26 protein-coding genes are annotated in these 25427 nt (G+C 40.5%); 10 read left to right on the plus strand and 16 right to left on the minus strand.

The window, feature by feature from the left end; translation table 11 throughout:
- Nucleotides 1-84: 84 nt before the first annotated feature.
- Complete coding sequence (mutM, locus tag AACQ49_RS13825) at nucleotides 85-909, plus strand: bifunctional DNA-formamidopyrimidine glycosylase/DNA-(apurinic or apyrimidinic site) lyase (RefSeq protein ID WP_004249937.1); 825 nt, start codon at nucleotides 85-87, stop codon at nucleotides 907-909.
- Here the strand turns inward: mutM and coaD are convergent.
- The 6 genes from coaD to rfaQ form a co-directional block, all read right to left on the minus strand.
- Nucleotides 906-1391 (minus strand): pantetheine-phosphate adenylyltransferase, encoded by a 486-nt coding sequence (gene coaD / locus AACQ49_RS13830; protein WP_004246474.1) that lies wholly within the window; start codon nucleotides 1389-1391, stop codon nucleotides 906-908. The genes mutM and coaD overlap by 4 nt on opposite strands.
- On the minus strand, nucleotides 1381-2160 hold the full coding sequence (locus tag AACQ49_RS13835) for a glycosyltransferase family 2 protein (protein WP_161769377.1): 780 nt from the start codon (nucleotides 2158-2160) through the stop codon (nucleotides 1381-1383). Before AACQ49_RS13835 ends, coaD begins: the two co-directional genes overlap by 11 nt.
- Nucleotides 2160-3437 carry a lipid IV(A) 3-deoxy-D-manno-octulosonic acid transferase gene (waaA, locus tag AACQ49_RS13840; RefSeq protein ID WP_004246472.1) on the minus strand — a complete coding sequence of 426 codons (1278 nt, stop codon included), beginning with the start codon at nucleotides 3435-3437 and terminating at the stop codon, nucleotides 2160-2162. The genes AACQ49_RS13835 and waaA overlap by 1 nt, the downstream gene beginning before the upstream one ends.
- 81 nt (nucleotides 3438-3518) lie before the next feature.
- On the minus strand, nucleotides 3519-4622 hold the full coding sequence (locus tag AACQ49_RS13845; RefSeq protein ID WP_161779109.1) for a glycosyltransferase: 1104 nt from the start codon (nucleotides 4620-4622) through the stop codon (nucleotides 3519-3521).
- Entirely contained in the window at nucleotides 4619-5752 is a 1134-nt protein-coding gene (locus AACQ49_RS13850) for a glycosyltransferase family 4 protein (RefSeq protein WP_161779110.1), read from the minus strand. Before AACQ49_RS13850 ends, AACQ49_RS13845 begins: the two co-directional genes overlap by 4 nt.
- Nucleotides 5752-6819 carry a putative lipopolysaccharide heptosyltransferase III gene (gene rfaQ, locus AACQ49_RS13855; protein ID WP_049199802.1) on the minus strand — a complete coding sequence of 356 codons (1068 nt, stop codon included), beginning with the start codon at nucleotides 6817-6819 and terminating at the stop codon, nucleotides 5752-5754. The genes AACQ49_RS13850 and rfaQ overlap by 1 nt, the downstream gene beginning before the upstream one ends.
- A gap of 159 nt (nucleotides 6820-6978) precedes the next feature.
- On the opposite strand from rfaQ, the gene AACQ49_RS13860 reads away from it, so the two are divergent.
- Both AACQ49_RS13860 and AACQ49_RS13865 read left to right on the plus strand, forming a co-directional pair.
- Complete coding sequence (locus AACQ49_RS13860) at nucleotides 6979-7941, plus strand: polysaccharide deacetylase family protein (RefSeq protein WP_161680131.1); 963 nt, start codon at nucleotides 6979-6981, stop codon at nucleotides 7939-7941.
- A 1-nt stretch (nucleotide 7942) separates the two neighbouring features.
- Nucleotides 7943-9019, plus strand: a complete 1077-nt coding sequence (locus AACQ49_RS13865) for a glycosyltransferase family 9 protein (protein ID WP_161680133.1) — start codon at nucleotides 7943-7945, stop codon at nucleotides 9017-9019.
- Nucleotides 9020-9035: 16 nt separating this feature from the next.
- Here AACQ49_RS13865 and rfaC read toward each other — a convergent pair whose 3' ends face one another.
- Genes rfaC through rfaD form a run of 3 tightly spaced genes read right to left on the minus strand, consistent with a single transcriptional unit; the run spans nucleotide 9036 to nucleotide 11992 of the window.
- Nucleotides 9036-9995 (minus strand): lipopolysaccharide heptosyltransferase RfaC, encoded by a 960-nt coding sequence (gene rfaC / locus AACQ49_RS13870; protein WP_161779111.1) that lies wholly within the window; start codon nucleotides 9993-9995, stop codon nucleotides 9036-9038.
- A complete protein-coding gene (rfaF, locus tag AACQ49_RS13875) occupies nucleotides 9992-11044 on the minus strand; it encodes an ADP-heptose--LPS heptosyltransferase RfaF (protein WP_104459520.1) in 1053 nt (350 codons plus the stop codon). Before rfaF ends, rfaC begins: the two co-directional genes overlap by 4 nt.
- 9 nt (nucleotides 11045-11053) lie before the next feature.
- Complete coding sequence (rfaD, locus tag AACQ49_RS13880) at nucleotides 11054-11992, minus strand: ADP-glyceromanno-heptose 6-epimerase (RefSeq protein WP_012368661.1); 939 nt, start codon at nucleotides 11990-11992, stop codon at nucleotides 11054-11056.
- A 267-nt stretch (nucleotides 11993-12259) separates the two neighbouring features.
- On the opposite strand from rfaD, the gene AACQ49_RS13885 reads away from it, so the two are divergent.
- Nucleotides 12260-13459: a glycine C-acetyltransferase gene (locus tag AACQ49_RS13885; protein WP_017628701.1), complete on the plus strand. Its 1200-nt coding sequence runs from the start codon at nucleotides 12260-12262 to the stop codon at nucleotides 13457-13459.
- A 9-nt stretch (nucleotides 13460-13468) separates the two neighbouring features.
- Nucleotides 13469-14494 (plus strand): L-threonine 3-dehydrogenase, encoded by a 1026-nt coding sequence (gene tdh / locus AACQ49_RS13890; protein ID WP_004246460.1) that lies wholly within the window; start codon nucleotides 13469-13471, stop codon nucleotides 14492-14494.
- Between the two features lie 81 nt (nucleotides 14495-14575).
- Here the strand turns inward: tdh and AACQ49_RS13895 are convergent, their stop codons facing one another.
- From AACQ49_RS13895 to AACQ49_RS13915, 5 genes are all read right to left on the minus strand, one after another.
- Entirely contained in the window at nucleotides 14576-15634 is a 1059-nt protein-coding gene (locus AACQ49_RS13895) for an Abi family protein (protein ID WP_132587683.1), read from the minus strand.
- Between the two features lie 247 nt (nucleotides 15635-15881).
- On the minus strand, nucleotides 15882-16847 hold the full coding sequence (locus AACQ49_RS13900) for a divergent polysaccharide deacetylase family protein (RefSeq protein ID WP_071425319.1): 966 nt from the start codon (nucleotides 16845-16847) through the stop codon (nucleotides 15882-15884).
- A 2-nt stretch (nucleotides 16848-16849) separates the two neighbouring features.
- Nucleotides 16850-18142 carry a murein hydrolase activator EnvC gene (gene envC, locus AACQ49_RS13905; RefSeq protein WP_161779112.1) on the minus strand — a complete coding sequence of 431 codons (1293 nt, stop codon included), beginning with the start codon at nucleotides 18140-18142 and terminating at the stop codon, nucleotides 16850-16852.
- Nucleotides 18143-18361: 219 nt separating this feature from the next.
- A complete protein-coding gene (gene rimO, locus AACQ49_RS13910; RefSeq protein ID WP_161779113.1) occupies nucleotides 18362-19693 on the minus strand; it encodes a 30S ribosomal protein S12 methylthiotransferase RimO in 1332 nt (443 codons plus the stop codon).
- Nucleotides 19694-19758: 65 nt separating this feature from the next.
- Entirely contained in the window at nucleotides 19759-20046 is a 288-nt protein-coding gene (locus tag AACQ49_RS13915; protein WP_071531011.1) for a hypothetical protein, read from the minus strand.
- 3 nt (nucleotides 20047-20049) lie between these two features.
- On the opposite strand from AACQ49_RS13915, the gene AACQ49_RS13920 reads away from it, so the two are divergent.
- The 5 genes from AACQ49_RS13920 (at nucleotide 20050) to AACQ49_RS13940 (ending at nucleotide 23534) form a co-directional block, all read left to right on the plus strand.
- Nucleotides 20050-20487, plus strand: coding sequence for a rhodanese-like domain-containing protein (locus AACQ49_RS13920; RefSeq protein ID WP_004246455.1), 438 nt, complete (start codon nucleotides 20050-20052; stop codon nucleotides 20485-20487).
- Between the two features lie 70 nt (nucleotides 20488-20557).
- Nucleotides 20558-21031 (plus strand): protein-export chaperone SecB, encoded by a 474-nt coding sequence (secB, locus tag AACQ49_RS13925; protein ID WP_004246454.1) that lies wholly within the window; start codon nucleotides 20558-20560, stop codon nucleotides 21029-21031.
- Nucleotides 21031-22044 (plus strand): NAD(P)H-dependent glycerol-3-phosphate dehydrogenase, encoded by a 1014-nt coding sequence (gene gpsA / locus AACQ49_RS13930; protein ID WP_004246453.1) that lies wholly within the window; start codon nucleotides 21031-21033, stop codon nucleotides 22042-22044. The genes secB and gpsA overlap by 1 nt, the downstream gene beginning before the upstream one ends.
- A gap of 111 nt (nucleotides 22045-22155) precedes the next feature.
- Entirely contained in the window at nucleotides 22156-22977 is an 822-nt protein-coding gene (gene cysE, locus AACQ49_RS13935; protein ID WP_004249921.1) for a serine O-acetyltransferase, read from the plus strand.
- 2 nt (nucleotides 22978-22979) lie between these two features.
- Nucleotides 22980-23534, plus strand: a complete 555-nt coding sequence (locus AACQ49_RS13940) for a serine acetyltransferase (protein WP_161779114.1) — start codon at nucleotides 22980-22982, stop codon at nucleotides 23532-23534.
- A 129-nt stretch (nucleotides 23535-23663) separates the two neighbouring features.
- On the opposite strand, the gene trmL is transcribed toward AACQ49_RS13940, so the two are convergent.
- Nucleotides 23664-24167 (minus strand): tRNA (uridine(34)/cytosine(34)/5-carboxymethylaminomethyluridine(34)-2'-O)-methyltransferase TrmL, encoded by a 504-nt coding sequence (gene trmL, locus AACQ49_RS13945; RefSeq protein WP_036908559.1) that lies wholly within the window; start codon nucleotides 24165-24167, stop codon nucleotides 23664-23666.
- An 11-nt stretch (nucleotides 24168-24178) separates the two neighbouring features.
- Nucleotides 24179-25345 (minus strand): nucleotide sugar dehydrogenase, encoded by a 1167-nt coding sequence (locus AACQ49_RS13950; protein ID WP_161779115.1) that lies wholly within the window; start codon nucleotides 25343-25345, stop codon nucleotides 24179-24181.
- Between the last annotated feature and the right edge of the window lie 82 nt (nucleotides 25346-25427).

Genomic DNA, 25427 nt, shown 5'->3' on the forward strand with positions numbered 1-25427 from the left:
GCGGTTTGTGGGGATGAATGGCTCATCATACAATAAAAATGATGTTATCGCTGTATTTCTCAAGTGACAATAATGGAGTGACTTGTGCCAGAATTACCAGAAGTTGAAACCAGTCGCCGAGGTATTGAGCCTCATCTAGTGGGCAATATCTTGCACTACGCAATAGTGCGTAACAGTAAATTACGTTGGCCTGTTTCTGAAAAAATCAAAACCTTGCTGGATGAACCGATTTTAAGTGTTAAACGGCGCGCTAAATATCTGTTAATTGAATTAAATCAAGGGTGGATCATTGTTCATTTAGGCATGTCCGGCAGTGTACGTATCTTGCCAGAAGAGCAGCCTGAAGAGAAACACGATCATATTGATTTAGTGTTTCGTGATGGCAAAGTACTACGCTATACCGATCCGCGTCGTTTCGGTGCATGGCTATGGTGTGAAGATTTAGCCACCAGCTCCGTATTAGCCCATTTAGGGCCAGAGCCGCTTTCGGCGCAATTTAACGCGCAATATTTATATCAACAGAGCAAAAATAAAAAAATCGCCATCAAACCATGGCTAATGGATAACAAGCTGGTGGTGGGTGTTGGCAATATTTATGCGAACGAAGCACTCTTTTCATCAGGGATCATGCCAGATAGAAAAGCCAGTAGCTTAACCGAGCAAGAGTGTGACGTATTGGTTAATGCCATTAAAACGGTATTAACTCGCTCGATAGAGCAAGGGGGAACCACCTTAAAAGATTTTCTACAATCTGATGGTAAACCAGGTTATTTTGCCCAAGAGCTATTTGTCTACGGGCGCAAAGATAAAGCGTGCTTAATTTGTGGTCATACTATTGAAAGTATTAAGCAGGGGCAACGTAGCACTTTCTTTTGCCGACATTGCCAACATGGTGAGATAACCGATTAACGCTTACCGAGTTTTTGTAGCATTGCTGTAGCAACCACTTCAGGTAAAAAAGTCGATACATCGCCGTCATGACGTGCCACATCTTTGATAAGTGAAGAAGAAACAAAAGAGAGATTTTGTGAAGGTAACAAAAAGACACTATCGAGATCTGGGGCAAAATGACGGTTCATATTCGCCAGTTGCCACTCATATTCAAAATCAGAAACCGAGCGTACGCCACGGATCAAAATGGTCGCTTGCTGTTTTTTAGCAAAATTCGCCATTAGCTCACAAAAGCCGACAACTTCCACATTCGGCAAGTGTTGGGTGACTTCTTTTGCTAAAGCGACACGCTCTTCTAAACTAAACATAGGGTTTTTACGGGCACTGGCGGCAATGGCTAATAACACCGTGTCAAACATACCCGCAGCACGAGTGAGAATATCAATATGCCCATAGGTGATGGGATCAAAGGTTCCAGGGTAGATAGCTTTATTTTTCATATTCACGGTTTTTCCGGCTAAGTTCCCATAACGAGGCGTATTTATTAAAGGTATACTGTGCATTAACAAATGCCAATATTAATCCCTGTTTTCCATCTAAAATACCCATTCTCAGTAACCAAGTTTTAAAAAACGCCCCCAGCGTATGGCTAATAATGGCGCTATAACGGGTGGTTTTACCCTGCTGATTGCGCTCTTGTGCCCATGCTTTAGCGTATTTTAGCTGTTTTTGTTGGAACTCGATTAAATCACGACAAGTAAGATGCAACAGATCCCCTGATAAAGTTTTAATGGTTGCACCTTGGGTTTCTAATGACTCATGAACCAAATTATCATTATATTGATACTGTTCACGAGCATAAAGGCGGGTTACTTTATCGGGATACCAGCCACTATGTTTCATAAAACGGCCCATAAAAAGGTTACGGCGAGCACAGTTATAAACCACACCCGGTTCAGGTTGTTGTAACACGGCTTGAATACTGGCTTTTAACTCAGGGGTAATACGCTCATCACTATCAATCATAAAAATATAATCGCCTGTGGCGTATTGCTGTGCTAATTGCCGCTGTTTACCAAACCCCGGCCATGGAGTGTTGCTAAATACTTTAGCCCCTTTTTCACGGGCCAATTGGCAAGTTGCATCGTCGCTCCCTGAGTCTAAAACAATAATTTCATCAGCCCATTGTACCGAGTCTAAACATGCTTCAATAACATCCGCAACGTTTTTACTGATCATCACGACCGAGAGGCGTTTATTTTCACTCATCAGTGACTCCGTGGTGGCAGATAAGGAGAGAGTAAGGTTAATAAGCGCAATAGCGCCCCTTGATTCTCATGAAGTACCTCAACGGCATGGTGTCCATAATAGCGGCGATAATCTTCATCATTGAGTAATGAGGCGATAGCCGTCGCCATAGAGTCACTATCAGTAACGGTAATTAGCCCTTCAGCTTGGTCTAACTTGGCACAGATATTTTTAAAATTAAAAGTATAAGGCCCCATTAATACCGGAATGGCATGGGCTGCGGCTTCTAATGGGTTATGTCCACCGCGCTCGACTAAACTGCCTCCAACAAAGGCCAGATCAGCAATACCATATAGCAACATTAACTCCCCCATAGTATCGCCTATCACCACTTGGGTTTGTGCATCGGGAATAGCATCGCTACTGCGTAGGGTATATTTAAAGCCGGCCTCTTGGGTAAGTTGCTCTGCTTTTGCAAAACGTTCTGGATGGCGAGGAACTAAAATCAGCAACAGTTGAGGAAACTGTGCCAGTAATTTTTTATGGGTATCTAAGACAATCGCCTCTTCCCCTTCATGGGTACTGGTGGCTATCCAGACAGGACGATGTGCTGCCCACTGGCGACGTAGTGCCACGGCTTTAGCAGCGAGCTCAGGGGTGACCGAGATATCAAACTTTAAGCTACCGGTAATATGCAGATGTGAGCGTTTTAGCCCTAAAGCAATAAAACGTTCTCCATCTTCCTGATTTTGGGCAGCAATTAAGGTAATTTTTCTCAGCATCGTTTTGACAAAACTACCTAGTTTTTGATAACCCGCTGCTGAGCGCTCTGATAAGCGAGCATTAGCGATTATCAATGGGATTTTGCGACGATAAAGCTGTGAGATAAGATTTGGCCACAGCTCTGTTTCCATGATGATCACCAATTTCGGATCAACCGTTGTAAGAAAACGATTAACCGAGCCGGGTAAATCATAAGGAAGATAGACATGGTACACATCGTCACCAAATGCAGAGCGTACGCGCTCTGAGCCTGTTGGTGTCATGGTGGTGACGGTAATAGGTAAATCGGGATAATGGTGGCGTAATGCACGAACAAGAGGTACAGCGGCAAGTGTTTCACCCACTGAAACGGAGTGCAATAAAATGCCATGAGGCGCTACTTTGCCTCGACAAAAGCCATAGCGCTCACCCCACCGTTTGCGATAGGCGGGTGCTTTGCGGCTGCGTAATAAAAGACGTAGCCAAATCAGAGGTTGAATAAGGTAAAGAAGTACCTGATATAAACGCAACAACATGCTATCAAATTCACTTATCTGGACGAAAGCCTATAGTACCACACTGTGTAGGAGAAAGTGTGTAAAACAAGTCGGCGTGTATTACGGAATTAAAGCGATATACTGCTTTAAAATATGGTTTATTTCAAATTTTGCATAAGATGATGGCAATATTTGAGGTTGTGCGTAATAAGCGAGACGTAGTTTATCTGCGAGCGAGTCTGCATCCATATCTGAAAGATAGTTAGCCAGTTCGTCTGTCATAATTTCACTTACGCCACCAGGGCAACGAGTGCTTACAATGGGCGTTCCACAGATAAGAGCTTCGATTAGTACGGTTGGTAATCCTTCACTGTCAGAGCTGAGTGCAACAACTTTAGCACCTTGAATGATAGGGAGTGGATTAGCGATAAAACCCGCTAATATGACTTTTTCATTTAAATTGAGTTGGGCAATTTGCTGCTGTAATTGTTGCTTAATAACGGGAGTACCTTCCCCTAATAGAATAAGTTGACAAGGTATATTGGCTTTAGCGAAAGCATTTATCAATCTATCTTGTCGTTTAACTTCATGGAATCGCCCAACATGCAAAATATACGCTTTCCCTGCAAACGGGTTAGGTTGTGAGGCTTTATGTTGGATCTCCATAATATTAAATGGGTTATAAATTGTTTTTAATTGCTGTGCATCGACGCCAATAGCATGTATTAAATCGTCTTTTACCGCATTAGAAACACAAATAAGGTTTTTATCTTTATAAACTCGCTGAATTTTCTTCTTTTTTAACCAATAAGAGAAACCCGATTTATTACCAAGATAAGATTGTGAATAGATCCCATGAATACAGTACCAAACATTACAATGTTTTAGTTGTTTCGCTCGACAAACAATACGGTCTGTCTTATGTAAATTAGAAAGTACCAATGCAGGACGACCTTTTTGTGCAAAAAGTCGCGTTAATACCTTATCAAGAGATTTTGCTCTGCGAGATATCTCTGTTAGTTTTCTAAAAATACCTCGGTATTCATCATGATCAACAATATAGTCAATAAAATTAGGTAATTCATACGCCAATTTATTATGTAAGGATAAAAGAGTGACTTGATATCCTTGCTGATGAAAACCATTAGCCAGCCTGAGCGTGACATTTTCAGCGCCACCACCTGGTAATCCATCAATAATAAAAAGTATATGTCGTTGATTCACAAAGTTAATATCCGTTTATAAAGTGAAATAAGCTCGTCTGATAATCGCTTCGGTGTATAGGGGAGGATAGTTTCTCGCGCCACTTGCGACATTTCAGACCATGCTGAGTTTGTTGGAATTTGCACAATTGCCTCTGTTAATGCAGGAATATCTAACGCATCACAAACAAACCCATTTTTACCATTTTGAATAAATTCTGCACCACCACAACTGGTTGAAGTGATCACAGGCAAACCACATGATAACGCCTCAAGAATAACATTGGGAAACGGATCGTAAAGCGTTGGTAGTAATAAGGCATCGGCTATTTGATAAAAGTCGAGCGTCTTTTTTTGCATACCCAAAAAGAAGATACGCTGTCTACAGCCTAATTGTGTTGCAATTTGTTCATATTTTGGCTGATTTTTATCACTACCTACGACAAGTAAGATTGACGATGTATTGGCAATGGCTGAAATAGCTGCAGCTAACCCTTTTCGTTCAAATCCCGATCCTACATAAATAAAACAAGGCTTATCTTGAGGGATATTATACTGTGTTTTTAAGCGCTGTTTTTGAGAATTTGTTGCTGGTACAAAAACATTATGGTCAATTGCATTATAAATAACAGATATTTTATCGGCAGAGAGGCCAAAATCCGCAATAATTTCCTTTTTCACCATCTGTGAGTTACAAATAACTTGTTTTAACGCTGGATCAGCATACATCTGTTGTTCTGCATTCATCACATAACGGTGGTATCTATCATAAAATAACCAACGTCCTTTCCAACGAGGTAATATTTTCTGTCGTTGTAATAACCAACGACGATGTACGCCATCACCTGCACGAAAAATATCACATCCCGCGATACGCTCATGGCTTTGTACAATATCAAAGTGGTTTTCTTGCCAGCATGCTCTAGCCGCTTTAGCAAAACCAGACTCCCGACTAATACGACCATATTTTTTGGGGTTGCATAGATGTATATGCCAATCAGGATGGGTATCACCCTGCCATTGTCGAGTAATGACGTTAAGTTCTAGTGCATCACTAGATAAGGCATCAAGTGCACGTGCGATAAAGCGCTCAGCACCGCCATCTGGACGGTATTTTTGTCTAACAATGGCTAATCGTAAAGGGGCGTTCATTAGCTTAAGTACCTTTTTGCTGCATTAAATACAGCATCAACGGGAATAGCAGAAAGATAACGTTGTTGTGTATCGGTTTTTATTTGATCTGGGTGGGGGATTTTAGCGTAATTACCTGCCCAAATAGTTTCTCCAATGGCTTGCCAAGGATGCCAATGCTCTAGTTTTGATGGGCCAAAGAGTGCGACTAGCGGTGTTTTTAATGCAGCCGCCATATGCATAGCTACAGAATCAACACCAATAAAAAGAGCCGCATGATCAATTAATGCCGCAAGCTGAGAGAGTGATGTTTTTCCTGCTAATACATTAATTGATGTTTTATCAGGACACTGAGCTAAAATATTTTCTATCATCTCAAGCTCTTTCGCTTCTGGCCCTGATGTTAACACAATTGAGTAATTATCTTGCTGAAGCTGAGTAATTAATGTCGCCATTTTATCTTCATTCCAACATTTAAAAAACCAACGAGAGGTTGGTTGAATAACAATATAGTTTTTAGGGATATGATGCTTTTTAATTGTCTCTTCTAACCATTGTTTATCTTGGTGGCTATATGCCATGGTAACATCAGAAATAATTGGTACATTAAGAGGGGCTAGAATAGAAAGATTTTGCTCTACAGTGTGTAATTGTCCATGCTCTGCAGTAGGGACAATAATGTTATGACATTTTTGCCAAAACTTACTATTTTGCCGTTTTTCAAATTCAAACCCTAGGCGCACTGGGGCTTTGGTAACTAAGGCGAAAATAGCGGCTTTCCATTGGTCAGCTAAATTCACCACTAAGTCATATTGCTGTTTTTGTAAGATTTTCCCTAGTTGCCACTCTTTTTTTAATCGTGTGAACTTACCTTGATATTTCCAATTTCGGTCAAGATAAAAAATATGATTTATTAATGGATTATGTTCAAGCATCGGTAATGTTTCTTTGTATAATAAAACATCAATCTTTGCATTAGGATAAGCTGATTTTAACGAATTAATAACAGGTGTCGTTAATAACATATCTCCATGATGTTGAAGTTTAATAACCAGTATTCTGTTAAATGATTGATTTATATTATTCATAATTACTTTAGCTTCAATGAGATACTTTAATTGTAAACAAATCCGTAGAATGCATCTACCATACCTTGTTTATATTATTTGAATTGACGTTTTCTACTGCGTAACATAAGTCAATTGATACAATTATGAGCCTATAATCCATAAGTTGACGGGGAATGCATGAAAAAACCAGCATTTATTATCACATTAGATACCGAAGGCGATAATCTTTGGGAAAATGAGCATAACATTACTACGCAAAATACGCATTTTTTACCCCGTTTTCAGCAACTTTGCGAACGTTTTCAATTTAAACCCGTTTGGCTAACCAACTATGAAATGGCAATAGATGAAGCCTATATTGAGTTTGCACAAGATGTGATAGCCCGTAACACTGGGGAAATTGGTATGCACCTTCATGCATGGAATAGTCCCCCACTTGTTGCGTTAACGGACAATGATCTCCATTATCAGCCTTATTTAATTGAATACCCCAAATCGCAGATGCGTGACAAAATTGCCTTTATGACTGACTTACTGGAAAATAAACTACAAACAAAAATGTTAAGTCACCGTGCTGGGCGTTGGGCATTTAATGAAACTTATGCGCAGCTATTGATTGAATTTGGTTATCAAGTCGATTGCTCAGTCACACCCAAAGTCGATTGGCGTTTTACTAAAGGTGATCCGGCACAATCAGGCGGTACAAATTACAGTAATTTCCCAAGCCATGCGTACTTTATGGATGTTAATGATATCAGCAAAGCAGGGGATTCAACGTTACTTGAAGTGCCAATGAGTATTCAATATAAACATTCCCCTTTTATGAATAAAATTAAGCAAGGGTACGATAAGCTAAGAGGTAAACAACGTTCACCTTCTGTTAATTGGTTACGCCCTAAAGGGGGAAATGCACAACAAATGATTGAAGTGGCACAAAAATCTTTAGCTCAGGGTCACTCTCATATTGAATTTATGTTGCACTCTTCTGAGTTTATGCCTGGTGGAAGCCCTACTTTTAGAACAGAACAAGATATTGATGGCTTATATCATGATTTAGAAACACTATTTAATTTCTTACAAGATAAAGTACAGGGAATGACATTGGCTGAGTATTATCAAAATAGAGTGCAGGCAAAATAAGATGAAGTTAAAGAAATTAAAATGGGTGCACTGTTTTTTAAATCTCTATAACCCACTCTTTGGTAAGATGAAAAAAACGGCAACATTTTCATCTGATATCAAATTTAACAGTATTGTTATTTTTTCAACCACAGCGTTGGGGGATTTTATGTTTAATACCCCAGCCATCAGAGCAATTCGTGCACATTATCCTGATGCACATATCACACTGGTTTCTAGTGTAAAAAATAAGCTATTAGTGGAAAACTATGAGCAAATAGATAGTGTGGTGTATTGGGATAATAAGATCAGAAACTTGTTACCGGTGGCTTTACAAGCTAAAAAGTATAAACCTGAGTTAGCGATTATTTTACATTCCCACCTTCCTTATGACGTATTATTTGCTGTGATGGCAGGTTGCCAATATATTTTACGCAATACTTTTCATGTTATTCCTGAGTGGTTCCGAAAATGGATTATTGCTGAACACCAACCCTCTCAATATCATGTGATCCAAAGCAAATTAAATATTATTCGTTATTTAGGAATTGATTGTTCTGATACTAGAATGGAGCTCCCTTGTAAAATAGAACCATTAGCTCAAAGTAACAATAGCATTGTTGGTTTTCAGATGGGAGCATCAACACAAGAGCGTAGATGGCCTGTTGGATCTTTTGTGGAATTAGCGAAAAAATTAATTGATAGTGCGCCATTATTACAAATAAAGCTAATAGGTTCATCGAGAGAGCTGGAATTGCCAGAAGAGTTTTTTGCTTTATTACCTGAAAGATATCATCAAAATATAGAAAATCTGGTAGGAAAAACCTCACTACCTGATCTGTTAAGTCAAATAAAAACCATGGCGGTATTAGTTACGGGAGACACCGGCCCGCTACATTTGGCAATAGCATTACAAGTACCTACGGTAAGTTTATTTGTAACCGCAAATCCAAAGTGGACAGGACCTTATCAAGATCTCGATATTCATACTATTATCCATAAGATCCCGCAACAAGATGAAAATAGAGCACTTTCGATGGACTTGATTACTGTTGATGAGGTTCTAACTGCAGTAAATAACACCCTAAAAGATAAATAACTTTTAGGGTATTGGGTTAAATATTAAGTATATTAAAAACCTTTTGAGGCGTGATCTCCCCAATATCCCCACCTGCTGCTTTTAACGACCTTTGTGCCTTACCATAACCACCGATTAATCCCGGATCGGTAGGGCCAAAGAGGGTAATATTCGGCTTATCTAAGGCTGCGGTTAAATGGCTTAATCCGGTATCGACAGAAACGACACTTTGCGCTCCAGCAATCACTTGAGCCACTTCTGCGAGTGACATTTTGGGTAATACATCAACATAGTCAAAACCTTGTGCAAGGCGTATTGCACGCTGATGTTCATGCTCTGCACCCCAAGGTAGTTTGATACGTAAACCTGAATTCGCCAATAATGCAATTAACTCTCGCCAATGGGCTTCGGGCCAATGTTTCTCATCACGGGTAGTGGCGTGTAAGAAGACTAAATAAGGGCGTTTATCAATAGCGGGTAATGAGAGAAAATGCTGTGCTATACCATAGTCCCCTTGAGTGGTGGGGAGTGGGTAATTAAGGCTAAGGGAAAATAGCTGGCGGATACGCTCTACCGCATGCATTTTTTTACTGACATTGTGGCGAATATCATAGAAAAAACTCGCTAAAGGCTCTCTAGCACTTTGACGAGAATAGCCGTGTTTGGAGCCTTTCGCATAGCGTGTAACTAAAAAAGCGCTTTTTAGTAAACCTTGGGCATCAATCACCGCATCATAATGATGTGCTTGTATCGCGTGACGAAATTGTGCACGTTCAGCGCGAATAGGCGCACTAAACCAGTTTTTACGCCAACGGCGTATTGCGACAGGAATAACGGTATCAACAGCTGGGTGCCAGCTTGGAATTTGCGCAAAACCCTCTTCAACGGCCCAATCAAAACAGATCTCAGGATATGCTGCTCTTGCATCAGTTAATGCCGGTAGGGTATGCAGTACATCCCCCATGGAAGAGGTTTTAACTATCAGTACCCGCTTCATAGCGATGGCTCCGTAGCGAGTAATTGCTCGAGTTCGCTAAAGACTTGTTCCGGTTGAATGTCGATTAAGCTTTGGTGATAACCTTGTTCAGCATCGCCTTTACGCACTTTGTGATAGCCAGTAATTAAACGAATAACACGAGCTTTATCGGATAACGGGGGGGTAAAGTCGGGACTACTTGGGCCATAAAGTGCAACTAATGGACGCTCTAATGCTGCGGCGACATGCATTAAGCCTGAATCGTTACTGACCACGGCTTTACAAGCGGCAATGAGGTTAACGGCTTGCTCAAGAGAAGTCTCACCAGCCAGATTAATACAAGCTGCTTGGGCATCGGGGGTTAAGCCGTGTTTGATCTCTTCCCCTGCAGGCTTATCTTTTTGTGAACCGAATAAGAAAATTTGATAGCCATATTCGCTAATAAGTTTCTGGGCCAATGTTGCGTAGTGGTAATGAGGCCAGCGTTTAGCAGGACCAAATTCCGCCCCCGGACAAAAACCGATAGCAGGACGCAGTGTAGATAATGAAAAGTGCTTAAGTGTGGTAGTGATATCTTTGTCAGAGACAGATAGTTTTGGCCATAATAACGGCTTTGGTAAATCAGCGGCTGAATGTACCTGCTGTTTATCGTAAGCTAGCGCGACATAACGCTCTACCATTAATGGAAATGCAGCTTTATCCAATGGGCGTAAATCATTTAATAATCCATAACGCATTTCTCCTCGCCAGCCAGTACGTTTAGGAATAGCGGCAAAGAAAGGCACTAAAGCAGATTTAAATGAGTTAGGTAAAACATAAGCATGAGTATAACCTTTGGCTTTTAGTTGTTTACCTAAGCGGCGACGCTCACCAATTGCTAAGGCACCGTGACCTAAAGGCATAGCAATGGCATTATCGACCTCGGGCATTTTCTCTAATAATGGACGACACCAAGCGGGTGCCATCACATCAATAGTTGCCGCGGGATGTAACGCTTTTAATGTACGATATAGGCTTTGGGACATCATCATATCCCCAACCCAAGAAGGCCCTACCACAAAAATTTTCATAAACCGCGATTACTTATCCTGATTTAACCATTGCATATAAAGAGCAACACCTTCTGCGACCGTTTTAAAAGGGGCGCTGTAGCCTGCTTTGCGTAAATTTGTCAGATCAGCTTGTGTAAAGGCTTGATAACGACCTTTGAGTTTCTCAGGGAATTCAATATGCTCAACAGAGAGATCTTTATCGTTATGATAAGCGATAACTGCATCAGCCACGGCTTGGAACGATTCTGCGCGGCCGGTACCACAATTATAAATACCGGAGACATTGTTGCGCCAGAACCATAAATTAACCGCAGCCACATCACCCACATAAATAAAGTCACGTTGGAAGGTTTCACTACCTTCAAATAATTTGGGATTTTGCCCGTCATTGACTTGTGTATTTAAATGGAAGGCAACACTGGCCATACTGCCTTTATGTCCTTCACGGGGGCCATACACATTAAAATAACGGAAGCCACACACCATAGATTGTGCTTCAGGTAAAATTTGGCGCACATATTCATCAAACAAGAATTTAGAGTAGCCATAGACATTAAGTGGGGCTTCATATTTTCTTTCTTCAATAAAATGATCAGTACGGCCACCATAAGTGGCAGCAGAAGAGGCATATAAGAAAGGAATTTGGCGATCGAGGCAATAATGCAGTAACTCTTTAGAATATTGATAGTTATTATCCATCATATATTTGCCATCCCATTCGGTAGTAGAAGAGCATGCTCCTTCATGGAATACGGCATCAATATCACCAAAATCATCACCGGCTACAATACTGGCAATAAAGTCTTCTTTATCCATATAGTCAGCGATATTAAGATCGACAAGATTCACAAATTTTGTGCCATCTTTTAGGTTATCAACCACTAAAATATCGGTATAACCTTCATCATTTAATGCTTTAACAATATTGCTGCCGATAAAACCTGCACCGCCAGTGACGATAATCATATGGCTACCCCTTTATATAAAATCTAAAAATTAGCTCTGCAACTATAATAACACTGAACAGCGTGAACGGTAGCATTCATCATAGAAGAGTAGAGTGAAATTCTTGAAAATCGCAGTGATGATTAGTGATCTTAATTACATAAATAACATTATTTATTTACATTTGTCGTTTTTAATCGAACAAAAGCATAAAATAAGAAACAATAATGATTATATTATAGTCAACTCTAGCTCTTATCTCTTTTCGTCTCTGCCTTAGGAGAAAGCATGTCTACTCACTCTTTCTATCAACAAATTAATCAACAACTCGAACAAACACGTCAAGATGGCTTATTTAAAAATGAGCGGATCATCACTTCTTCGCAAAGTGCCGATATTGCGGTTGCTGATGGTAGTCATGTTATTAACTTTTGTGCCAATAACTACTTAGGTTTAGCTAACCACCCACAACTTATTGCAGCGGCGAAAGCGGGAATGGATAGCCACGGTTTTGGTATGGCGTCGGTGCGTTTTATCTGCGGAACGCAAGATCTACATAAAACATTAGAAAAGAACATCGCTGAATTTTTGGGTATGGAAGATGCCATTTTGTACTCCTCTTGTTTTGATGCCAATGGTGGGTTATTTGAAACACTGATGGGATCTGAAGATGCAATTATTTCTGATGCGCTAAATCACGCATCGATTATTGATGGTGTTCGTTTATGTAAAGCCAAGCGTTATCGCTATGCCAATAACGATATGGTGGCGTTACGTGCCCAACTTGAACAGGCCAAAGCAGATAATGCCCGCCATATTATGATTGCCACCGATGGGGTGTTCTCTATGGATGGGGTGATTGCTGATCTAAAAAGTATCTGTGATTTGGCTGACGAATATGGCGCATTAGTGATGGTGGATGACTCGCATGCGGTGGGTTTTGTCGGCGCACAAGGGCGCGGTACTCATGAGTATTGTGATGTATTAGATCGCGTCGATATCATCACAGGAACATTAGGTAAAGCTTTAGGTGGCGCATCGGGTGGTTATACCGCAGCTCGTAAAGAAGTGGTGGAGTGGTTACGTCAACGCTCTCGTCCTTATCTATTCTCAAATTCTTTAGCCCCTGCAATTGTGAGTGCCTCTATTGCGGTTTTAGATATGCTGAAATCAGGGGATGAACTGCGCGCTCGTTTATGGCGTAACGCAGCACTTTTTCGTGAAAAAATGACGGCAGCAGGTTTTACTTTGGCGGGGGCTGATCACGCGATTATTCCTGTGATGTTAGGAGATGCCAAATTAGCGCAACAATTTGCAGCACGTTTACTTGATGAAGGTATTTATGTCACCGGCTTTTTCTACCCAGTAGTACCACAAGGGCAAGCACGTATTCGTACACAAATGTCAGCGGCACACACCCCAGAACAAATTGAACGTGCTGTTGCTGCATTTATTAAAATCGGTAAGCAACTTAATGTGATTGCATAAGGTTCTAATATGAAAGCATTGTCAAAATTAAAAGCACAACCCGGTATCTGGATGACCGATGTACCCGTACCTGAGCTTGGTCATAACGATGTGATGATCAAGATCCGTAAAACTGCCATTTGTGGTACAGATGTTCATATTTATAACTGGGATGAATGGTCACAAAAAACCATACCGGTTCCCATGGTGGTTGGCCATGAATATATTGGTGAGATTGTTGCTATTGGCCAAGAGGTTAAAGGTTTTAATATTGGTGATCGCGTCTCGGGGGAAGGGCATATTACTTGCGGTCATTGTCGTAATTGCCGTGGTGGGCGTACACACTTATGCCGTAATACCATTGGTGTTGGCGTAAATCGTCCCGGTTGTTTTGCTGAATATCTGGTTATTCCCGCCTTTAATGCATTTAAAATTCCTGACAATATTCCGGATGAACTGGCGGCTATTTTTGATCCCTTTGGTAACGCAGTACACACGGCGTTATCTTTTGATTTAGTGGGGGAAGATGTACTGGTTTCTGGTGCGGGACCCATTGGTATTATGGCGGCAGCAATCTGTAAACATGTGGGGGCACGCCATGTGGTGATCACCGATGTTAATGAATATCGCCTTGATCTGGCTAAAAAAATGGGAGTCACCCGTGCAGTCAATGTTAGCAAAGAAAATCTAACAGATGTGATGAAAGAATTAGGTATGACCGAAGGCTTTGATGTTGGATTAGAAATGTCCGGTGCGCCACCGGCTTTTCGTACCATGCTTAGTACGATGAATCATGGTGGTCGTATTGCTTTACTGGGTATTCCTCCCTCAGATATGGCTATTGATTGGGGGCAAGTCATTTTTAAAGGATTATTTATTAAAGGTATTTATGGTCGTGAGATGTTTGAAACATGGTATAAGATGGCGGCGCTGATCCAGTCGGGTCTTGATCTCTCACCGATTATTACTCATCAATTTCCTATCGATGAATTCCAAAAAGGCTTTGATATTATGCGTTCAGGTCAATCGGGCAAAGTAATTTTAGATTGGCAGTAGGAGTTATAAAGCGCCCTGAACGGTGAAAGGGCGCTACCTCTTTTAAATAAATACCTATATTAAGGGTAAAATAGATTTGTATTATATTTGTCGATGAGGTTTTTCTATTATTCCTCTAACAAGATTATTTGAATTTGTAACAACTAGATATTTTATTTTTTTACTTTGAAATATTTTCTTTGCATGAAGAAAACTTTCAGAATCACCAAAAATAGCAATATTCTTTTTAATTCTTCTATTAGTAACGATGTCACCAATAGTTAATGTACTAAGATCCATCATAAGAGTTTTATCTTTATCAACAGCGGAAAGGAAGTATTGAGCAATTTCTCGTAGATCTACGATGAGCTCTTTGTCTTCACAATAGATAAAGCGGCTTTTGGGAATTGGTAATAAGGCATCTGAACTTTGGACAATAGTAAAATCGATATCCGCTTTATCTTTTAATAGGGGTTTAGGTTGTCCAGATGGTGCTGGTTGCGATGCAATAACTAACTCAACGGTTGAATGTGATTTCACCCAAATTTGAACTTCATTATTGATATAACCTATAGCCTTTAAAATATCTTGATAGCGTGCATGATAAGGTTGGTCTAAAATTGGCTCATAATGAGCGATTCGATTCCTAAAATCATTGATTTTCTTTATAAGAGCAAAAAACTCACCTCGAGATAGGGATAGGTTACTATCGCTAAATTTAGAGAAATTAGTTCGCCAAAATTTATTGTAATCAGCGTGAAGTAGGAATGTCCAAAACTCAAATGTGCTACTAGCGACTACATCGTCGATAGAGTTTGATTTTGCGTTTGACTTTGCTTTTTGTAGGCTATCTTTGCTTTTGGGTTTGAGCATATCAATAAAGTTAGGATCTTCATGCCAATCATCACGATTGAATGCTTCTTTTAGTACCCATTGTATGCGATTTCGTAAAGTTACTTCTAATATATGTAATGGAAACAACAGAGATTTTGATAATCTAGCATTATATAGATATTGATGAAATGCTTTTTCGTAATCATAACCAGCGCTCCTCATATAAGGAAGCAGTCTTTCAATAGATAGGCTTGTTTCAATCCATTGTGCTTTTTGTTTTAAGTTAACTATTTCTGTATATGGGTAAGGTTGTTGACTTTCCGCCATGTTTTTCTATAATCCCTTTCAGAGCAGTTTTTTGGCCCCACTGGCAACTTGTGTTGTTATGCGCCCTTAAACAATCTACTTAGAGTCCCGAGGCGAGCTTTAGTTAGCAGACCTTGGGATTTGTCTTTTGGGGATATAATAAACAAAACAATTAGCCTAGTCCTCTCAAAAAATAGAAATTAATATCATCTTCTTTTTCTTCAAGTAACCTAATTTGATCTGAATATTTTCCACTAAATATTTTTATTTATTCGACTTTATCTTTGTTGCTTTCTAAATGTTGGGAAGGGGATTGCTTATCTTGTTCGAAGGTCATTAATTTTTTAGTAAGTACTTTCATAAGAGTACTTTTTTTCATTGAAATAATGGCTTGTTGTGCTGGCTTTAACCATGTTGCAGGTTTTGGCTCTTTAGATTGTTCTGTTGGCGGTATAACAGCGGGTGGCTCTTGCACCATTGGGCTGTCTGGTGAAGGGGTTAACAAACTACTGGGTGCGACTAGCTGAATATCGGCAGGTAGTAGTGGTAACTGCTGTTGTAATGCCCTTACGGTTGAAGTGTGGGGGTGACCAATGGCAATGGCAAAACCATTTTTACGCGCTAAATTAATAGCACGATTAAGCTGTTGTCGGGTTTCTGCTTCTGTTTGCACATTATCTAAAAATACATGCCGGCGTAAAGAAGGAACGCCAGCCGCTTTGGCTGCCGTGGCCGCTTGCGTATTGCCAATAGTGACACTATCAAGAAAATAGAGATCAGAATGATTAAGGGCTTTGATCACTCTATCCATCGCTTGCCTATCCGATGTCATCGCACTCCCCATATGATTATTCATACCCACAGCATAAGGCACACGATTAATTGCATTTTGAATAATGCGATTAATTTCAGCCTGATCCATGGAGGGCTTTAAGGTATCTTTTTCTAATGGCTGTTTGCTAATGGGTGCCATTGGCATATGAATAAGAATTTCTCGTCCTTGGGCATGGGCTTTCGTTGCCATCTCTTTACCATGGGGTGAGTTGGGTAATATGGCAATAGAAACGGCTGTTGGCAGTTGTAAGATTTGGTTATCTTCTTTTTTTCGATAACCAAAATCATCAATAACAATAGCCAACTTTGCCGAAAAAGCAGGTGCACTGAATAGAAAACTTAGCAACATTAAACTAAGTGTTAGCGCGATATTTCGTTGTAATGTGCCAAGTAAATGCAAAACTACCTCCCAAGCCAAGGAACTGGGTTGACTGCTTTTCCTTGGCGTCTAATTTCAAAATAGAGCGCTGAACGCTCTTGTCCACCACTGTTTCCTACCAAGGCGATAGGTTGTCCAGCTTTGACTTGCTGACCAACATTGACTAACGCACTTTGGTTATAGCCATAAAGGCTCATATCCCCTTTACCGTGCTCAACGACGACCACTAAACCATACCCTTGTAGCCAGTCGGCTAACAGCACCCGACCATCCGCAATCGCTTTTACTTCAGTGCCTTGTGCTGCGGGGATCACAATTCCTTTCCAACGTAATTCACCCGAGCCGGAAATAGACTCACCAAAGCGGTGTAATAAACTGCCTCTAATAGGCCAAATAGCCTGACCTGCGGGTTTACCCAATCCGCCAGTACGGGACATTAAAGAGCGTTCTTCTGCGGTAGGTTTATAGGTCGAACCACGCTGTTGCGCTTCACGTTGCTTGGCGGCAATACGAGCCGCTTCCCGTGCTTCACGCTCAGCTCGCGCTTTGGCTTCACGCTCTGCTTGAGCAATTTTATTTCTTAAGCGTGCTTCATTAGCACGCATGGTGGCTAAATTGCGTTGATCTTCTTTTAAGGTTGATTCTAGTTGCGTTAATGTTTTTTGACGTGCAGCTAGCGCATTATCCAGTTTTTGTTTCTCTTGTTGCTGTTTGGTGAGTACCTGCTTTTGCTCGCTCTGTTTCGCTTGTTGGGCGTCTTTTTCTGCCTGTAGCTCTTTGGAAGTTTGCGCCAATTGCTCCATTGACTGTTTACGCGCTTCATTTATATAACTGTAATAGGCTAAGATCCGCTCTTCTCGCTGACCTTCTTCACCGCGAAACAGTAACTCAATACCTTGATGTTTCCCTTGTCGGTAAGCCGCATCGAGTTGGCGTGCTAGCAGTGCTTGTTGCTCGTTATATTGCTTTTGCAATCGGGCAATATTTGCTGTGATGGTTTTGATCTCTTTAGCTAAGGTTTGTAAGCGGTTTTGCGTCTCATGCACAGAGCGGCTGGCATTAGCGATTTGTGTCTCTTGTGATTTGAGTTGTCCAAGTAAAGCCGTGCGCTGTTTTTGTTGCTCTTGAACGCGCTTTTCTTTTTCAGCAATGGTGGTTTGCAGATCTTTTAACTGACTACGATTATCCGTTAATGTATTGGCAAAAGCGCTGGTTGCAGAAAACAGAGATGTACTAATCAGTAGCGTGATTAACGGTAAAGAAAATACACGGTAAGTACGGTGTGTTGTGTTCTGAAGATCCTTTTTCTCTGCCATCTGACCAAAGTACCTTTAATAACAGTTTATAAGATTATTTCATGTCGCTAATCAACTGACCAGTTAACAGGAAATAAAGTCGTAATTTCAGATAATACCTAACAGTTAATCTAATGAACTCAGAGATGATAATAAAGCAATAATAGTCGGAAAGAGGAAAAAAGCAGCACAATGTGTAACAGCGCAATAGAATAGTTATCACGCTGTACACAGGATAAATTATTGTTCGACGATGGTACCCCACAGATCATATTCATCAGCATGCTCAATCAGCACACGTACAATCTGTCCTGGCTCGACATCAAACTGCTCATTAAGGTAAACAGCACCATCAATTTCCGGTGCGTCCGCCATACTACGGCCAATAGCACCTTCTTCATCTACTTCATCAATGATAACCGGTAAAACTTTACCTATTTTCTCTTGCAGACGCTCGGTGGAAATTTGTTGCTGTAGTTGCATAAAACGATGGTAACGCTCTTCTTTTACCTCTTCAGGAACTTGATCGGGTAATTCATTCGCTTTCGCACCTTCAACGGGGCTATATTTAAAACAACCCACACGATCTAAACGAGCTTCGGTTAAGAAATCCAATAGCATTTGGAAATCTTCTTCTGTTTCTCCCGGGAAACCGACAATAAAGGTTGAACGTAACGTTAATTCAGGACAAATTTCTCGCCAACGTTTTACACGCTCTAAAGTACGTTCAACAGAGCCTGGACGCTTCATTAATTTCAGCACTTTCGGGCTAGCGTGTTGTAGCGGAATATCTAAATAAGGCAAAATTTTGCCTTCTGCCATTAATGGAATAACCTCATCCACATGTGGATAAGGGTAAACATAATGTAAACGTACCCAAATCCCCAATTTTGCTAGTTGTTCACATAAACTGACCATACTGGTTTTAACGGGCATACCATCCCAAAAACCGGTTTGATGTTTGGTATCAACCCCATAAGCGGAAGTATCTTGTGAGATAACCAGTAACTCTTTCACCCCAGCATTGACTAATCTTTTCGCTTCATTTAACACTTCCCCAATGGGGCGGCTGTCTAAATCGCCTCGCATTGAAGGAATAATGCAAAAAGTACAACGGTGATTACAACCTTCAGAAATTTTTAGATAAGCGTAATGACGAGGGGTTAATTTAACGCCCTGCTCGGGAACCAAGCTGGTAAATGGGTTATGGGAAGGTTTGGGAACATAGTGATGAATATGTGATAACACTTGTTCATAACTATGAGGGCCGGTGATTTCCAGCACTTTTGGGTGAACTTCACGGATTTGATTTTCTTTGGCACCTAAACAACCGGTGACGATAACTTTACCGTTTTCATCGAGTGCTTCGCCAATGGCTTCAAGAGATTCTTGTACTGCTCTATCAATAAAGCCACAGGTATTGACGATGACTAAATCAGCATCATCATAGGTAGGAACAACTTGATAACCTTCTGTACGCAGTTCGGTGAGGATACGTTCAGAGTCCACTAAATTTTTAGGACAACCTAAAGAAACGAATCCAATTTTAGGCACTTGATTTGTTTGCGACATGCTCGTGTTCTCAATACTTTTAATAAATAACAAATAGTGGTTGTATCTCAGACAGGTGTGAAATTCTACGTACGAGTGACTATTTTTGTCACAGGCTTTGATGATGAATGCTGATTTCTTAATAGCTTACCTGAAGAGAGATCCGGTAAAGTGAAAAGAGAGACTCTTTTAAACGCTGTTTTACAGGATTTTTCGGCGCTAATGGTACATAAATCCGTCAATAAAAAAAATGATTGTTGAGAAACTTTCCGCAAAAACTGAAAGAGAAACGAAGGAATAGGCTGTAATTGCGCCATGACAAAGGTATACTTTGGCTCTTTAATACTATTTTTAACTAACGAGAGTGATTGCATCCTATGCTGCAAGAAGTAATGCAATTTTTTAGCCGGCACACCCTGTTAAGTTTTATCTGGATTGCGCTGCTGGTGGCGGTCATTGTATTGACCTTTAAAGGCCTTTTTTCTAAAACGAAAAATATTTCCCGTACAGAAGCGATTTCTTTGATAAACAAAGAGAATGCGGTTTGTGTTGATATCCGTAGCCGTGATGAGTTCCGTAAAGGACACATCATCGATTCTATCAATTTAACGCCTTCTGAGATCAAAAGTAACAATATTGCTGAGCTGGAGAAATATAAATCACAGCCGGTGATTGTGGTATCACCATCAGGTATTGAGGGTGCAAAACCTGCTGAAAGCCTTATCAAATTAGGTTTTGAAAAAGTCTTTATTTTAAAAGATGGTCTTTCAGGTTGGAGTGGTGAGAATTTACCACTGGCAAAAGGTAAAAAGTAACGAGCGGGCAGATTGAGTTCTATACTTACTGCTATTCAATTTAATAAGGATATAAAAAGGTAAGATTATTATGTCAGAACAGCAAAACCAAGAGATGACTTTTCAAATTCAACGTATCTACACAAAAGATATCTCTTTCGAAGCGCCAAATGCCCCACAAGTTTTCCAAAAAGAGTGGCAACCAGAAGTTAAATTAGATTTAGATACTTCTTCTAATACGCTAGCTGAAAATGTATATGAAGTTATCTTACGTGTCACTGTTACGGCAACAATGGAAGAAGAAACCGCTTTCCTGTGTGAAGTACAACAAGCAGGTATCTTTACTGTTGAAGGTATCGAAGGTACACAATTAGCACATTGCTTAGGTGCATACTGCCCGAACGTATTATTCCCTTATGCACGTGAATGTATCACCAACTTAGTAGGTCGTGGTACTTTCCCACAATTAAACTTAGCACCTGTTAACTTTGATGCGTTGTTTATGAACTACTTACAGCAACAACAGCAACAGGATGCAGCAAACTCAGGAGTTGAAGAAGCTTAATGAACGCTTCTATGACAGTTATCGGTGCCGGTTCATACGGCACCGCTTTAGCGATTACCTTAGCGCGTAATGGGCACGATGTTGTGCTGTGGGGGCATGATCCCAAGCACGTTGCGGCATTAGAACAAGCGCGCTGTAATCAAGCCTTTCTGCCCGATGTTTCCTTTCCTGATAGTTTATATATGGAAGCTTCTTTGCAAAAAGCGATTGAAGCGAGCCGTAATATTCTTGTGGTGATCCCAAGCCATGTGTTTGGTGAAGTACTGCAACAAATCAAACCCTTTTTACGTCAGGATGCACGTGTTGTTTGGGCGACAAAAGGTCTTGAAGCACATACTGGTCGCTTATTACAAGATGTTGCCCGTGAAGTATTAGGTAATGAAATCCCGCTCGCAGTATTATCTGGCCCTACTTTTGCTAAAGAGCTTGCAGCGGGTTTACCCACCGCGATTGCAGTGGCCTCGACGGATAATCTCTTTTTAGAACAGTTACAACAGCTATTTCATTGTGGTAAAAGCTTCCGAGTCTATAAAAACCCTGATTTTATCGGTGTGCAACTGGGGGGCGCTGTTAAAAACGTGATTGCTATTGGTGCGGGTATGTCTGATGGTATGGGATTTGGCGCTAATGCGCGTACCGCACTGATTACCCGTGGTCTGGCCGAAATGAGCCGCTTAGGTAAAGCCTTAGGTGCAGATGCGGCAACTTTTATGGGCATGGCTGGTTTGGGTGATTTAGTTTTAACCTGTACTGACAACCAATCACGCAATCGTCGCTTTGGTATGATGCTAGGTCAAGGTTTAGATGTTGATACAGCCCAAGAGAAAATTGGCCAGGTAGTCGAAGGTTATCGTAACACCAAAGAAGTTCGCGCATTAGCCGAACAAGTGGGTGTAGAAATGCCAATCACCGAACAGATCTACCAAATTTTATATCAACATAAAGATGTAAAAGAGGCTGCATTGGCTTTATTAGGGCGAGCAACCAAAGATGAGATAGACAGCAGCCTGTAGTCAGTTTATTTTAAATAATATTCTTAGGGTATCTGTTTTAACTATCCATTTGTTTGAAAATTCAAAGCCTAAGTATTTACTTAGGCTTTCGTGTAAAAAATGAGAGTGAGTATGTCGCTAGAAGAACTAACAAGAGTCTGGGATCATATTAAAAGCGAAGCGCGTGCATTGGCAGATTGTGAGCCAATTTTAGCCAGTTTCTTTCATGCGACACTTCTCAAACACGAAAATTTAGGTAGTGCATTAAGCTATATGCTGGCCAATAAGCTGGCAACTCAGACTATGCCAGCCATTGCAGTACGCGAAATCGTTGAAGAGGCTTATAGTCACGATAGCTCAATGATTGAGTCGGCTGCTTGTGATCTCTCCGCGGTACGCCTACGTGATCCCGCGGTGGATAAATATTCTACCCCACTGCTCTATTTAAAAGGGTTTCATGCACTACAAGCCTACCGTATTGCCCATTGGCTATGGCAACAAAATCGCCAAGCGCTAGCTATTTATCTACAAAACCAAATATCAGTCACCTTTGGGGTGGATATCCACCCAGCGGCACGTATTGGACACGGTATTATGCTCGACCATGCGACAGGTATTGTGATTGGTGAAACGGCGGTGGTTGAAAATGATGTCTCCATTTTACAATCTGTGACCTTAGGGGGAACAGGTAAAACAGGAGGCGATCGTCACCCGAAAGTGCGTGAAGGGGTAATGATTGGCGCAGGAGCTAAAATTCTTGGTAATATCGAGATTGGTCGTGGTGCTAAAATTGGTGCTGGCTCGGTAGTATTACATGAAGTACCGGCTCATACTACGGTGGCCGGGGTGCCTGCCCGCATTGTCGGTCGTCCTGATAGTGAAAAACCGTCATTCGATATGGATCAACACTTTAATGGTGTTGTACCCGGCTTTGAATGTGGTGATGGTATTTAACTATGCATTCCCAAGCTAAGGTTACCCTTGCTGAACTAAAAGAGTGCTTACAGGCTGAATATATTGGTGATAAAAAACCCTTTAGTTGGTTAAGACTATTTCATCGAGTATTTTTCTGCCAGCGTTCCCGTTACCTATTTTGGTGGCGGGTAGCACAGTATTTTTATTTCTCTCCCCATCGCTTTTTACATAAATTAGGTATTCGGATCGGTGCTAGCAATAATCGTAAGTACTGTAATGATATCTCGTTAAAAACCCGTATTGGTAAAGGCCTTTCTTTACCACACCCGATTGGCATTGTACTGACTAATTACTGCCAACTGGGGGAATATGTCACTATTATGCAAGGGGTGACTATTGGCGTAAAAGAGAAAGGGGGAAAAGCCAATATCCAAGTAGGAGATCATGTTTATATTGGCTGTAATTCATCCATTATTGGTGGTGAGATTAATATTGGTGATAATGCGATTATTGGCGCCCATGCATTAGTATTAAAGGATGTGGGGGAAAGGTGTCGGTATATCACGAAAGTGATTGCGGATATCAGGCAGGTATAAATGCAGAACAAAGGCTTATGAGAAAGGTGCTAAATAATTATTAGCACCTTTTTTAGCTTATAGATAAAGATAAAATCAAGTAATGAGTATGAATGAAAGTAACTTTCATTATTCAAACTAACCACTAAATTAATCTCTTAATAACGCACCCGGATAGCCTAATTGGCGCCATGCCTCAAAAACAACCACAGCAACCGTATTAGAAAGATTCATACTACGACTATCCGCTAACATTGGCACACGGATTTTTTGTTGTGTTGGCATATTATCCAACACATAAGGTGGTAAACCTCGTGTCTCAGGGCCAAATAGCAGATAATCCCCATCTTGATAACTTACATTACTATGGGCGGGAGTACCTTTAGTGGTTAATGCAAACAACCGCGCACCTGTCGGTGATTGTACATTATCAGGGCTTAATCCTTCACTTTCTAAAAAAGCATAATAATCGTGGTGCTGTTTGATATCAGCAAACTCACGATAATCAAGCCCTGCACGACGTAGCCGTTTATCATCCCAAGTAAAACCCAATGGTTGGATCAAATGAAGATGAAAGCCTGTGTTGGCACACAGGCGAATAATATTACCCGTATTCGGTGGAATTTCGGGTTCAAATAAGACGATATTGAGCATATAAATTAGTTTTAATCGTTACCAAAGAGATCACGAGTATAAACTTTTTCTTCAACATCGTTTAGTGCAGAAGACATTCTATTAGTAATAATGACATCAGACATGGCTTTAAACGCATCTAAATCACGAATGAGTTTTGAGTTAAAGAAAGTCTCTTCTTTCATTTCTGGCTCATAAATCACCACTTCAATCCCTTTCGCTTTAATACGCTTCATAATACCTTGGATTGAAGATGAGCGGAAATTATCAGAGCCTGATTTCATAATTAAACGATAAACACCAACAATTTTCGGCGATTTAGCGATAATAGAATCAGCAATAAAGTCTTTACGAGTGCGGTTAGCTTCCACAATGGCACCAATAATATTATTAGGCACGGATTCGTAATTTGCTAACAGTTGTTTCGTATCTTTTGGTAAGCAGTAACCGCCATAACCAAATGATGGGTTGTTATAGTGATTACCAATACGCGGATCTAAACAGACACCTTCAATAATTTGTCTTGCGTTTAAGCCGTAAGCTTGGGCGTAGCTATCGAGTTCATTAAAATAAGCAACACGCAGTGCGAGATAAGTATTGGCAAATAGTTTGATTGCTTCTGCTTCTGTAGAGTCAGTAAAAAGAACATCAATATCTTTTTTTAATGCCCCTTGTTGTAAAAGCTCAGCAAATTTCTCTGCTCTTGTAGATTGCTCACCAATCACAATACGAGATGGATAGAGATTATCGTAAAGGGCGCGGCCTTCACGTAAGAACTCAGGAGAGAAGATAATATTATTGGTATGATATTTCTCTCTCATCTGTTTAGTAAAACCAACCGGAATGGTTGATTTTATAATCATAGTGGTGTTTGGATTATATTCTAAAACATCACGTATAACCGACTCTACAGAAGAGGTGTTAAAGTAGTTAGTTTTAGGATCATAATCGGTAGGAGTGGCAATGATAACGAATTCAGCATCTTTATAAGCGAATTCTTTATCTAAAGTTGCCGTAAAATCGAGCTTTTTAGTGGCTAAAAATTCTTCAATTTCTTTATCAGAGATAGGAGAGATTTTTTGGTTTAATAGTTCGACTTTTTCTTTATTGATATCTAATGCAACAACTTTGTTGTGCTGGGAAAGGAGTATCCCGTTAGATAGACCGACATAGCCGGTTCCTGAGATGGTGATTTTCATGTTTTTCTCTTATCTAAAACTATAAATTATCATTAAAATTTATTTAGAGTATCTATCTATAAAAATTTTATTAGAGCCGGAT

The organism is Proteus sp. G2675 (assembly GCF_963886535.1).
GTDB lineage: Bacteria > Pseudomonadota > Gammaproteobacteria > Enterobacterales > Enterobacteriaceae > Proteus > Proteus mirabilis.

Coding starts and splice junctions, on each gene's coding strand:
- coaD (WP_004246474.1), bottom strand. CDS start 1,391: ATGAAAAATAAAGCTATCTACCCTGGAACCTTTGATCCCATCACCTAT.
- AACQ49_RS13835 (WP_161769377.1), bottom strand. CDS start 2,160: ATGAGTGAAAATAAACGCCTCTCGGTCGTGATGATCAGTAAAAACGTT.
- waaA (WP_004246472.1), bottom strand. CDS start 3,437: ATGTTGTTGCGTTTATATCAGGTACTTCTTTACCTTATTCAACCTCTG.
- AACQ49_RS13850 (WP_161779110.1), bottom strand. CDS start 5,752: ATGAACGCCCCTTTACGATTAGCCATTGTTAGACAAAAATACCGTCCA.
- rfaQ (WP_049199802.1), bottom strand. CDS start 6,819: ATGAATAATATAAATCAATCATTTAACAGAATACTGGTTATTAAACTT.
- AACQ49_RS13860 (WP_161680131.1), top strand. CDS start 6,979: ATGAAAAAACCAGCATTTATTATCACATTAGATACCGAAGGCGATAAT.
- AACQ49_RS13865 (WP_161680133.1), top strand. CDS start 7,943: ATGAAGTTAAAGAAATTAAAATGGGTGCACTGTTTTTTAAATCTCTAT.
- rfaC (WP_161779111.1), bottom strand. CDS start 9,995: ATGAAGCGGGTACTGATAGTTAAAACCTCTTCCATGGGGGATGTACTG.
- rfaF (WP_104459520.1), bottom strand. CDS start 11,044: ATGAAAATTTTTGTGGTAGGGCCTTCTTGGGTTGGGGATATGATGATG.
- rfaD (WP_012368661.1), bottom strand. CDS start 11,992: ATGATTATCGTCACTGGCGGTGCAGGTTTTATCGGCAGCAATATTGTT.
- AACQ49_RS13885 (WP_017628701.1), top strand. CDS start 12,260: ATGTCTACTCACTCTTTCTATCAACAAATTAATCAACAACTCGAACAA.
- tdh (WP_004246460.1), top strand. CDS start 13,469: ATGAAAGCATTGTCAAAATTAAAAGCACAACCCGGTATCTGGATGACC.
- AACQ49_RS13895 (WP_132587683.1), bottom strand. CDS start 15,634: ATGGCGGAAAGTCAACAACCTTACCCATATACAGAAATAGTTAACTTA.
- envC (WP_161779112.1), bottom strand. CDS start 18,142: ATGGCAGAGAAAAAGGATCTTCAGAACACAACACACCGTACTTACCGT.
- rimO (WP_161779113.1), bottom strand. CDS start 19,693: ATGTCGCAAACAAATCAAGTGCCTAAAATTGGATTCGTTTCTTTAGGT.
- AACQ49_RS13915 (WP_071531011.1), bottom strand. CDS start 20,046: ATGCAATCACTCTCGTTAGTTAAAAATAGTATTAAAGAGCCAAAGTAT.
- AACQ49_RS13920 (WP_004246455.1), top strand. CDS start 20,050: ATGCTGCAAGAAGTAATGCAATTTTTTAGCCGGCACACCCTGTTAAGT.
- secB (WP_004246454.1), top strand. CDS start 20,558: ATGTCAGAACAGCAAAACCAAGAGATGACTTTTCAAATTCAACGTATC.
- gpsA (WP_004246453.1), top strand. CDS start 21,031: ATGAACGCTTCTATGACAGTTATCGGTGCCGGTTCATACGGCACCGCT.
- cysE (WP_004249921.1), top strand. CDS start 22,156: ATGTCGCTAGAAGAACTAACAAGAGTCTGGGATCATATTAAAAGCGAA.
- AACQ49_RS13940 (WP_161779114.1), top strand. CDS start 22,980: ATGCATTCCCAAGCTAAGGTTACCCTTGCTGAACTAAAAGAGTGCTTA.
- trmL (WP_036908559.1), bottom strand. CDS start 24,167: ATGCTCAATATCGTCTTATTTGAACCCGAAATTCCACCGAATACGGGT.
- AACQ49_RS13950 (WP_161779115.1), bottom strand. CDS start 25,345: ATGAAAATCACCATCTCAGGAACCGGCTATGTCGGTCTATCTAACGGG.